This is a genomic window from Lentzea flaviverrucosa (assembly GCF_003350445.1).
In the GTDB taxonomy this organism is placed as follows: Bacteria; Actinomycetota; Actinomycetes; order Mycobacteriales; family Pseudonocardiaceae; genus Lentzea; species Lentzea californiensis.
This window is the reverse complement of the sequence record NZ_QQAU01000003.1, coordinates 671078-681233: the sequence shown is the minus strand read 5'-3', so window position 1 is coordinate 681233 and position 10156 is coordinate 671078. Positions and strand designations below refer to the sequence as shown.

The 10156-nt window shown below is 70.1% G+C and carries 12 protein-coding genes; 5 read left to right on the top strand and 7 right to left on the bottom strand.

Annotation, left to right across the window (positions count from 1 at the left end; all coding sequences use genetic code 11):
- Positions 1-16 precede the first annotated feature (16 nt).
- On the top strand, positions 17-304 hold the full coding sequence (locus DFR72_RS13245; protein ID WP_090062293.1) for a hypothetical protein: 288 nt from the start codon (positions 17-19) through the stop codon (positions 302-304).
- A 109-nt stretch (positions 305-413) separates the two neighbouring features.
- Here the strand turns inward: DFR72_RS13245 and DFR72_RS13240 are convergent, their stop codons facing one another.
- The 3 genes from DFR72_RS13240 to DFR72_RS13230 all read right to left on the bottom strand — a co-directional run bounded on the left by DFR72_RS13240 (position 414) and on the right by DFR72_RS13230 (position 4351).
- On the bottom strand, positions 414-830 hold the full coding sequence (locus DFR72_RS13240; protein ID WP_090062295.1) for an ankyrin repeat domain-containing protein: 417 nt from the start codon (positions 828-830) through the stop codon (positions 414-416).
- Positions 827-3025, bottom strand: coding sequence for a catalase (locus DFR72_RS13235; protein WP_090062296.1), 2199 nt, complete (start codon positions 3023-3025; stop codon positions 827-829). Before DFR72_RS13235 ends, DFR72_RS13240 begins: the two co-directional genes overlap by 4 nt.
- A gap of 135 nt (positions 3026-3160) precedes the next feature.
- Complete coding sequence (locus DFR72_RS13230) at positions 3161-4351, bottom strand: zinc-dependent alcohol dehydrogenase (RefSeq protein WP_090062298.1); 1191 nt, start codon at positions 4349-4351, stop codon at positions 3161-3163.
- Between the two features lie 113 nt (positions 4352-4464).
- Here DFR72_RS13230 and DFR72_RS13225 point away from each other — a divergent pair, with 113 nt between their 5' ends.
- The gene (locus tag DFR72_RS13225; RefSeq protein WP_090062299.1) at positions 4465-5154 is read left to right on the top strand and encodes a HemK2/MTQ2 family protein methyltransferase; all 690 of its coding nucleotides are present in this window, start codon (positions 4465-4467) and stop codon (positions 5152-5154) included.
- Positions 5096-5323, top strand: coding sequence for a CDGSH iron-sulfur domain-containing protein (locus DFR72_RS13220; RefSeq protein ID WP_090062301.1), 228 nt, complete (start codon positions 5096-5098; stop codon positions 5321-5323). Before DFR72_RS13225 ends, DFR72_RS13220 begins: the two co-directional genes overlap by 59 nt.
- On the opposite strand, the gene DFR72_RS13215 is transcribed toward DFR72_RS13220, so the two are convergent.
- Together DFR72_RS13215 and DFR72_RS13210 are read right to left on the bottom strand one after the other, a co-directional pair.
- Positions 5245-6234: an iron-containing redox enzyme family protein gene (locus DFR72_RS13215; protein ID WP_090062302.1), complete on the bottom strand. Its 990-nt coding sequence runs from the start codon at positions 6232-6234 to the stop codon at positions 5245-5247. The genes DFR72_RS13220 and DFR72_RS13215 overlap by 79 nt on opposite strands.
- Positions 6235-6241: 7 nt before the next feature.
- Positions 6242-7297, bottom strand: coding sequence for a carboxylate-amine ligase (locus DFR72_RS13210; protein ID WP_211335407.1), 1056 nt, complete (start codon positions 7295-7297; stop codon positions 6242-6244).
- An 18-nt stretch (positions 7298-7315) separates the two neighbouring features.
- Here DFR72_RS13210 and DFR72_RS44970 point away from each other — a divergent pair, with 18 nt between their 5' ends.
- Together DFR72_RS44970 and DFR72_RS47475 are read left to right on the top strand one after the other, a co-directional pair.
- The gene (locus DFR72_RS44970; protein WP_143086551.1) at positions 7316-7717 is read left to right on the top strand and encodes a hypothetical protein; all 402 of its coding nucleotides are present in this window, start codon (positions 7316-7318) and stop codon (positions 7715-7717) included.
- A gap of 251 nt (positions 7718-7968) precedes the next feature.
- Positions 7969-8550 carry a LysM peptidoglycan-binding domain-containing protein gene (locus DFR72_RS47475; RefSeq protein WP_090062306.1) on the top strand — a complete coding sequence of 194 codons (582 nt, stop codon included), beginning with the start codon at positions 7969-7971 and terminating at the stop codon, positions 8548-8550.
- Between the two features lie 40 nt (positions 8551-8590).
- On the opposite strand, the gene DFR72_RS13200 is transcribed toward DFR72_RS47475, so the two are convergent.
- Together DFR72_RS13200 and DFR72_RS13195 are read right to left on the bottom strand one after the other, a co-directional pair.
- Complete coding sequence (locus DFR72_RS13200) at positions 8591-9922, bottom strand: sodium:proton exchanger (RefSeq protein WP_245982876.1); 1332 nt, start codon at positions 9920-9922, stop codon at positions 8591-8593.
- Positions 9919-10131 carry a DUF2795 domain-containing protein gene (locus DFR72_RS13195; RefSeq protein WP_090062308.1) on the bottom strand — a complete coding sequence of 71 codons (213 nt, stop codon included), beginning with the start codon at positions 10129-10131 and terminating at the stop codon, positions 9919-9921. Before DFR72_RS13195 ends, DFR72_RS13200 begins: the two co-directional genes overlap by 4 nt.
- Positions 10132-10156 lie beyond the last annotated feature (25 nt).

Sequence of the window (10156 nt, the reverse complement as noted above, 5' to 3'; positions counted from 1 at the left end):
CGGGGTATGTCCGACCATGGCCACCACACCGTCAGCGTCCCGCGGCGAACCACCCCGGCCGCCGGAAGAGCGAAAGCCGGTACCTGAAAGCGGAAGCACCGTCACCGAGCACCTCGAGAACGGTGCGGTCGTCACGTACTTCGACCCCTCCCCGTCCGCCGAGGCGCCGTTCCGGCGTGCGGTCGCGATCGGACCGGAGATCGTCGATCCCTGCACGAACCTGCGCTGGATCCCCCTGATCGGCAACGACTGGAGTCTCGACATGGTGATGTGGCCGCTGGTCGTGGACATAGCTCCCAGTTAGTGGTGTGGCTCGGAAGCTCGGCTGGGTGCTTCGCCCCGGAAACCTTCCGAGTCACACCACCAGGTGCCGTGGGCGGGGCGGCGCCGTGCCGCCCCGCCCACGTGCGATCTCACCGCACGGGCGCACCCGTGACGGGCTGCAGCAGCGCCAGCATCTCCGGCAGGTCGAAGTGCCGGGCGACGTCGAGCGCGGACCTCGGCCCGAGAGCGGGGTCCGCCCCCGCGGCGAGCAACAGCTGGACGATGCGTTCCGAGCGCCGGAACACCGCGGCTCCCAGGGCGGTCTGTCCCCGGTCGTTGATCCGGCCGGTGTCGGCGCCCCGCTCCAGCAACGCCTCGACCGCGTCCGGATGGCGGTGGTAGGCGGCGAGGATCAGCAGGGAGTCGCCCGCACCGTTGGTGAGGTTGACCGGTATCCCCGCGTCGACCGCCTCGGCCAGCCGCGCCGCGTCCCCGGCGCGGGCCAGGTCGAACATCGACTGGAGGAAGGCGAGTTCCTCCTCGGTGAGCGCCTCCTGGCTGCTCATCCGATGACCGGGGGGAAGCGGTCCCACACGCGGTGGGCGCCGAGCAGCGTGGTCACCTCGGAGAGGACCTTCGACGGGTCGTCGTCGATCACGATGCCCGGTCCCGTCCCGCACCCGGCGGCCTCCACGGCGGTGCGCCCGGTGCCCCACGCCCCGATGGCCTTCGAGTGGCGGAAGCACTCCTGGATCATGAGGGTGGCGCCTGTGGCGGTGGCGTTGCCCGCGACCAGCAGCGCGTCGAACTCGATCGAGCGCGCGGTGAAGAACGTGCGCTGCGCGATCAGACCGCTGTCGCCGAGCGGCCCGCCGGTCGGCGCGATCAGCAACGGCACCATTCCGCCCGCCAGGACGGTCTCGCGCACCGTGCGGACGCCGTCGAGATCGGCCGGGTCGACCACAATTCCGATGATGCGGCCATCCGTGGGCCACGTCTGCCCGAGCTGCGACAGCGCCGGACTCGGCGTGACCTTCCTCAGCTTCGCCTTCGCCGGCACCGGAAGTCCCAGGCCCTTGGCGACCTCCGCGCACAGGACGGGGTCGACGTTGGCCAGCACGAGCAGTTGACGTTCCTTGATGGCCTGCTCGTAGCACTTGCCCAGTTCGAAGGTGAACGCGTTCACGACGTGTTCCTTCTCGACCGGCGTCAGGCTCTGCCAGAACAGCCTCGGCTGCGTGAAGTGGTCCGCGAACGACTTCGGGGCCTCGCGAACCTTGACGGCCCTGGGCAGCGGCTGCGCCACCTCGACGAGCGGCCGGTCCCCGGCCTTCGCGACGAACGGGTTGCCGCCGTCGAGCGTGTTCGGCCGGTAGGGGGCGACGCCCGCGTGCACCGCCTGCTGGTGGAACCCGTCGCGGAGCATGTCGTTGACCGGCACGTGCGGGCGGTTGATCGGGATCTGGTTGAAGTTCGGTCCCGCGAGCCTGGTCAGCTGGGTGTCCAAATAGGAGAACAGGCGGGCCTGCAGCAGCGGGTCGTCGGTGACGTCGATGCCCGGCACCAGGTTGCCGAGGTGGAACGCCACCTGCTCGGTCTCCGCGAAGTAGTTCTGCGGGTTGCGGTTGAGCGTCAGCACCCCGACCGGCTGCACCGGCGCGAGCTCCTCCGGGACGATCTTCGTCGGGTCGAGCAGGTCGATGCCCTCGAAGGTCTGCTGCGGGTTGTCGGGCATGATCTGCAGGCCGAGCTCCCACTGCGGGTACGCGCCGGACTCGATGGCGTCGGCGAGGTCGCGGCGGTGGAAGTCGGGGTCGAAACCGGCGGCCAGCTGGGCCTCCTCCCACACCAGGGAGTGCACGCCCAGCTTCGGCTTCCAGTGGAACTTCGCGAGCACGGTCTCGCCCTCGGCGTTGACGAGGCGGAACGTGTGGACGCCGAAGCCCTCCATCGTGCGGTACGAGCGGGGGATGCCGCGGTCGGACATGTTCCACATGACGTGGTGGGTGGCCTCGGTGTGGATCGACACGAAGTCCCAGAACGTGTCGTGCGCGCTCTGCGCCTGCGGGATCTCCCGGTCCGGGTGGGGCTTGCCGGCGTGGATCACGTCCGGGAACTTGATCCCGTCCTGGATGAAGAACACCGGGATGTTGTTGCCCACCAGGTCGAAGTTGCCCTCCTGGGTGTAGAACTTCGTCGCGAACCCGCGGGTGTCCCGCACGGTGTCCGCCGAGCCGCGCGAGCCCAGCACGGTCGAGAACCGCACGAACACGGGCGTTTCCACGCCGTCGCCGAGAAAACCGGCCATGCAGACGTTCGACGCCGTGCCGTAGCCGACGAACGTGCCGTGCGCTCCGTATCCACGCGCGTGCACGACCCGCTCCGGGATGCGCTCGTGGTCGAAGTGCATGACCTTCTCGCGCAGGTGGTGGTCCTGCAACAACGTCGGCCCGCGCTCACCGGCCTTCAGCGAGTGGTCGGTGTCGTGCAGCCGCGCGCCGGCGGAGGTGGTGAGGAACTCACCCTGCTGGCCCTGCGTCAGTTTGGGTGCCCCGGTCGGGGCGCCCGTCGGCGACACCGTCTCCGGGCCGGTCTGGTCGTGCTTGGGCGGCAACGGCCCTCGCGGCTCGGTCGGCTCCTCGAGCGACGGCGGTTCGCTGTTCGGAGCTCCGGGGATCGGCGGGTTCACCATTTCGGTGACCTTGTCGACCGCCTTCTCCACCGCCGCCTTCACGAGCTTGCCTGGCTTGTGGCTGGCCACTGCTTCCTCCTACGGCACATGAATGTCAGTCACGCAGTACCCGGTGGTTGACGAGCCAACCACTCGGGCGGGAATTCCCCGTGATGGCGAAACGGTGGGCACCGCGGACGCGATGCCCACCGTCCGGCGAAGTTCTCAGCTCGCCGGTTGCAACAGGACCTTCTGAGCTCCGTGGAGCTTCTTCTGGAACATCTCGTAGGCGCGCGGTGCCTCGTGCAGCGGCAACCGGTGGGTCGCGAAGTCGTCGACGCCGAGAGGGTCGTCGGTGCCGGAGAGCAGCGGCAGGATCTCGTCGACCCAGCGGCGCACGTTCGCCTGTCCCATGTGGAGCCTGACCTGCTTGTCGAACAGTTCCATCATGGGCATCGGATCGATCATGCCGCCGTACACGCCGGACAGCGAGATCGTGCCGCCGCGCCGCACCGAGTCGATGGCGGCGTACAGCACGCTCAGCCGGTCGATGCCCGCCTTCTCGGTGATCAGCGCACCCGCGACCTGCGGCAGCGCGGCCACCAGGTTCTGCGCGATCCGGGCCGCGGGCGCGCCGTGCGCCTCCATGCCCACCGCGTCGATGACGGAGTCCGCGCCCCGGCCCGAGGTGAGTGCGCGGACGGCGTCGCCGATGTCGTCGTGGTCGCGTGTGTCGATCACCGTCGCACCGTGCGCCTCGGCCCGCGCCAGGCGTTCGGACACGAGGTCGATCCCGATGACCTGGCCCGCGCCCTTGTGCAGGGCGACGCGGGCGCACATCTGCCCGATCGGCCCGAGGCCGAAGACGACGACCGAGCCGCCCGCCGGGATCTCGGCGTACTCGACGGCCTGCCAGGCCGTCGGCAGCACGTCGGACAGGTAGACGAACCGGTCGTCCGGCGGGCCGTCCGGCACCTTGATGGGCCCGTACTGGGCCTGGGGCACCCGCAGGTACTCGGCCTGGCCGCCGGGCACCTGCCCGTAGAGCTTCGTGTAGCCGAGCAGCGCCGCGCCCTTGCCCTGACTGGTGACCTGGGTCGTCTCGCACTGCGACTGCAGGCCGCGGTCGCACATGAAGCAGTGGCCGCAGGAGATGTTGAACGGGACGACCACCCGGTCTCCCGCCTTGAGCGAGGTGACCTCCGCGCCGACCTCCTCGACGATGCCCATCGGTTCGTGCCCCAGTACGTCGCCCTCGGTCATGAACGGGCCGAGCACCTCGTACAGGTGCAGGTCCGAGCCGCACACGCCAGTGGAGGTGACCCGGATGACGGCATCCGTCGGGGATTCGATCCGCGGATCGGGCACCGTGTCCACCCGGACGTCGCGCTTGCCGTGCCAGGTGACCGCCTTCATCGAGGCTCCTTCCCGAAAAAGTCACTGTTGTGGGGCGGGTGCCCTCCCGATCGGCTCGCAAACACGTGATTCCGGCTTGTTTCAAGGCGTTGTGGCAGGCCGATTCCACGTCTGTGATGTTGCTCAGGACGCGGGGCGTGTACACGCCCCAAGACGACACCGCGCTTCTGCTCGAAGCGCTCCACGCGGCAGCGATCCCCAGGGGCGCCCGCGTTCTGGACATCGGGACCGGCACGGGCGCCCTCGCTTTGGCGGCCAGGAGAGCCGGTGCCTCCGATGTGACCGCCGTGGACGTTTCCCGGCGTGCCGTGTGGACGGCGCGGATCAACGCGGTCATGAACCGCACGCCTATCCGCGTACGGCAGGGCAACGTGCTCGACGTCGTGCGGAACGAGACCTTCGACCTGGTGCTGGCGAATCCGCCGTACGTGCCCGCGAACTGCGTCGCACGAGGACGGGCGAGGGCGTGGGACGCCGGGCTGGACGGCCGCGAGCTCCTGAACCCCTTGTGCAGCAGGTCGTTCGACCTGCTCGAACCCGGCGGTGTGCTGTTGATGGTCCATTCCGCACTGTGCGGAGTGGACCAGACTTTGCGGCAGTTGCGCGACTGCGGGCTGAAAGCCTCGGTCGTGCAACGGCGCCGGGTGCCGTTCGGGCCGGTGATGCGGTCCAGGACGGCGTTCCTGGAACAGCACGGCCTGATCGATCCCGGGCAGCGAGACGAGGAACTGGTGGTGATCCGCGGTGACCGAAGCCCGCTCGCGCAGGGTGACGATCGTGCCGAACGGCCCTGTGCTGGTTGAAGGACCGGTCGAGCTCGTCACGGAGGACGGCACGACGCACACCAGCGACCGGTTCGTGGTCGCGGTGTGCGCGTGCCGGCGCAGCAAGCGCTATCCGTTCTGCGACACCAGCCACCGCAAGCGGGTCCGCAGTGACGACTCGCCCGAGTCCCAGGACGACAGCAGGTGAGCGGCGAGCCGTGACTCGAGGAGTTCCGTCGCTTGGACGCCGAAGACGACGTCGGCCCTGAGCGACGGTTCCTGCTCCAGCAATGAGCCGATGACGTCGTTGCGCATGATCTGCTCGTGCACGGCGTCGGCCTCGATGTGCTCGGTGAAGAACTCGACGCATCGCGGGTCGGCGCCGAGACGCTCCAACGCCTGCGTCATGCGCCGTGCGCTCGGTGCCGTGGTGATCTCGGCCGCGGCGAAGTGGCCGACCAGGGCGCCGCGCAACGACCGGTGCAGGCCGAACAGGGACATCATGTTGACGATCGCGATGGCGGGCGCCGGCACGTCGTCGAGGTAGTGCAGGTAGTCGGAGGACATCCCCGCGCCGTCGAGCAGGTCGGCGTAGAGCCGGGAGTGCATGCGGTCGGCCCGCCCGCCGCCGAACTCGTCGAACTCGACCGCCACCAGTGCGGCCTTCGCCCTGCCCCGCAACCGGGGGATGACCCACGCGTGCGGGTCGGCCTCCTTGTGGTGGTACACCGAACGATGCGCGAAGTACTCGCACATCTGGTCCCAGGTCCCGTCGTCGCGCAGGTGGTGTGACACCCCGCTGCCGGGAACGTGCTCGACCAGCAGGTCTCCCAGGGTGGCGTCGAGGTCCTCGCCACCGTCCACGTCGGACCGGAGCCGTTCGAGGAAGACGTTCTCGATCCGCGCCCGCAGCCGCAGCAGTTCCGGATCCCACTCCCAGGCCGGGTGCACGCCGTCGAAGCCGCCGTAGTGCAGCTCGTACAACGTGTGCAGGGCGATGGTCAGGTCCTCGCCGTACGGGTCGGCGTCGGAGAAGTCGATGGCGCGTCCGTCCGGGTCGCCCTTCAGCGTGGCGACGACCTGCTCGGACAGAGGACCGCGTGGCGATGGTAGGTGCACTCAGGAGTCATACCCGCGCGGCGACCAGCTCACGCACGAGCGCCAGTTCGCCGCGGTCCTCCAGCGCGGGCGTCACGTGCTCGACCATGTCGTCCAGCAGTTCGGTGGCGGGCACCCGGCACTCGCGCCACGGGTCGACCCCGGCGCCGTCGATGCCGTACCTGGACGCCGTCCACACGGCGGCGGCGAGCACGTCGTCACGCACCGCGGGAGGTTCCACGCCCTTGTGGACGTCCTCATGGGCGGCGTGCACCAAAGCACGCGACAGCGCGGCCTGCAGCACCGCCCCGTCGACCTCCGCGGCGGTGTCCGCCGCGCGGAACTCCACGGTCGGCAGCCGGGACGCCAGCCGCACGAGCCAGAACGACTGCGCCGCGTCCACGAGCGTCCCGCAGGTCACCATCCGGGCGACGTGGTCGTCGTAGTCCCGCGCGTCGCGGAACAGCGGGGGCACACCCGAGCCGGGGAACCGCGACTGCAGCACCATCCGCCAGCTCGCGTAGCCGTGGCCGGGGGAGTTGGCGGACAGGGCCAGCAGGGTCGGCAGCCACGGTCGCACGTGTTTCAGCACGGCCACCGCGGTCTCGCGGTCCGGCACACCGACGTGCACGTGACAGCCGCACGCCTCGTAGTCCTCGACCACGCCCGCGTACGTGTCGAGGACGCGGTGGAACCGTGCGCCGTCCGCGACGACCGAACGCGTCGCGGCTTTGACCGGCGTGCCACGGGAGATCAGCTCCAGGCCTTCCGCGCGAGCGGCCTCGGTGAGCATCGAGCGGGCAGCCGAGAGCGCCTCACCCAGGGCCGCCACGCCGGTGCACGGCCCGGTCGCCGCCTCCACCTGGGTTCCGGCCAGCTCCGCGTGGAACTTCGTCAGCTCGGTGTCCCGCACCCGCGCCAGCACGGCGTCGGCGCGCATCACCGTCCGCTGGGAAGCAGCGTCGACGAGCAGGAACTCCTCTTCCACCCCGACCGTGTCGGCGCACGCATCCGGCAAGTGCCCATCTCCGCTCTCCTGGACGTCGCCGCCGGAGTACCCGCGCGGGATAGGGGTGAACCACAACGGGGTACTCGGCCCCGTATGGACGACAAGACGATCGAGGCGCTCGGCAAGCTCCGCAAGGCCCTGGAGACCACTGAACGGGCCCGAGGTCACCTGTACTCGTTCCACCAGCTCACCGGCACCGCCGACTTCGAGCTCGGTGACGCGGTCGCGGCGCTGCGCGAGGCGGGGCACGCGGAGCACGCGGACCGCGTGCAACGGGACCTGCTCGGCCGCAACGTCCTTCCTGGACGGTGGACCTTCCAGATCGTCGAGGAGTACGACGACATGTACCACGACGTGTTCCGCGACGTCGAGCGCGCCGTGCGGGACGACTTGGCGGACGGCGAGCGGCACGGCTTCGAGAAGCAGCTCAAGCGCGAGCGCCAGCGGCTCAGCGCGGCCGCGTACTCCGAGAACCGCGGAAGGACCGACCAGTGAGCCGGCACGCGTTTTCGGCCTTTTACACACCGATTCCGGGATCTCGACCTATCGGGTGATCTTGCCCGCCTCCGGGCGTGCGGAACCGGCGCGACGTTCCTACGTTCCTGCCAGCGGTCGTGAGACCGCCGCACCACCAGGGTTCGCCGTTCGCTCACCTGTCCAGCGGCGGGCCCTGTCCATGTCATGGACGAATTCCCCGTCGGACAGGCGCCCTCGCGGGCGAGAGCGGGACGGGGTGCAAAAGGGACATGCGTCATCTTCGTGGCAACTTCACCGGTCGCGCCGTGCTCATCGCCTTCTCCGCGGCGGCTCTCGTCACAACGGGCGGCACGATCGCCTCAGCCTCGGCCCCCGTCGACTGGGACCGCATCGCGCAGTGCGAGAGCGGGAACAACTGGTCGACCAACACCGGCAACGGCTACTACGGCGGACTCCAGTTCAGCCAGTCGACCTGGCAGGCCAACGGCGGCTCCGGCCACGCCCACCAGGCTTCCCGCGAGGAACAGATCCGCGTGGCGGAAAGCGTTCTGCGGACCCAGGGGATCGGAGCGTGGGGTGCGTGCGGACGACGTGCCGCCGGCACCGCGCAACCAGTGCGCCAGGGGCAGGTCCCGGCCGGCCGCAAGGCCGCGTCGCGCGTGGTGCCGCTGGCCGCGCCGTCCACGAGCAATCCCGACGGCGACTACACGGTCAAGTCCGGTGACACGCTGAGCAGCATCGCCGAGGAGCTGCGGGTCGACGGGGGCTGGCAGGCGCTGGTGGCCAAGAACGCCCGGTTCCTGACGAACCCGGACCTCATCACGCCGGGCGACAAGATCGCGACGAAGTGACGTCCGGCGCGGGGCCTGTCCTGCGACAGGCCCCGCGCCGTCACGAGGACCGGCTCGCGAGTTCGGGCAACGGGGTCACCACTCCGTCGCGCGCGGTGCGGGCGCCGATGTGCCTGCGGCGCACCAGTTGCCCGACCGCCAGCGCGACGTAGAGCCCGGACAGCACGAGGATCACCACGCGGTTGGCGGCGTCGGACAGCGTGACGCTGGCGGTGAACTGGGCGGCGAACAGGACGAACAGCGTCGTGGCGCCGATCGTGGTGAGACCGAGGTTCGCGAGGATGCTCACCGCGAACAACGACTGGGTGGCGGTGATCAGCAGCTCCAGGCGCTGATGCCCGTCCAGCGGCAGGCCGTGGGTGCTGCCGCTGGAGATCGCGAACACGATCGGGATGGTGCCCACCAGCAGCGTCCACTGGTTGACCTTGCTGGACAGCAGCGTGCCGAGCGAGTGCGAGGCCATCAGCCGGGCGGCGTAGAGGCAGGCGACGATGAGCTCCGGTGACTCGCTCGCCAGCGGCGCCACCCACTGCACCAGCAGGAACTCGTCCACACCGAGGCTCTTCCCGGAGTCCACGAGGTTCTCGGCGAAGTGCTCGGCCGTGGCGAGGATGACGATGCCGGCGAAGGTGAACATGCCGACCACCCACCAGCGGCGCGGCCGCCGGTCCTGCCGCCCCACCCACTCGGACACACCGAGCAGGTTCGGCTCCTCCACGGGCGCCTTGGACAACCGCCAGGCGTACCCCGCGAAGATGGCGAGGAAGACCGCGGCGTCGACCATCGTGAGCGACGTGCGCAGCGGCAGGGTCAGCGAGTACAGGGTGGCCAGGCCGAGGAACACGACCTCGACCGACATGACCGGTGCGAGCGCGATCCGTCCCTCGTGGGTCGATGCGCTCTCCCGGTGCGCCCGCCGCACGGCGAGCGCACCCACGAGCACGACCAGGGGCCAGCCGAACCCGACGAGCACCCGGTTGGCGCCGGTCATGTTCGCGAGCGCGAGCGAACACGGGTCCGCCTCGCCGGGCGGCGGCACGCAGGTGCCCTCACGGGCGAACTCCTGGCCCGCCTCGAACGTGAAGACCAGGTCCACCGCGTACTCGGGCAGCACGGCCACGAGCGCGAGCAGGGCGATGGCCAGCCCGGCGCTGACGTCCACCTGGGCGGCCTCGGCGGCCCAGGCGAGCACGAACGCCGCACCCACGATGGCGATGCCGAACACCAGGGCCGCCAGCGGAGGAGCGACGTCGGGATGCGGCCACCCCAGGTACTCCGCCGCCCCCAGGTAGCTCCCCGGGAGTGTGGCGAGCGCGGCGAACGGGAGCCTTGCGGGAAAACGGCGCCGTTCGTCGTCCGCCAAGGGGGTCACGACCGGGTCGTGCCGGACGACAGCGCGTCCAGCACCTCGGACGGGGAACAGTAGCGGCGGTGGGGGAGGTGGTGCAGCCGGCGGCGGACGTCGGTGCCCAGGTCGTGCACTTCCGCGCAGACGACGATGCGCACCTTGTCGGCCGGATAGGACAGTTCGGCCAGCACCTGGCGCAACTCGGTCTCCTTGTCGTCCTCCGCTGTCTCCATGTCAGCCGAGTACCCAGCACTGAAG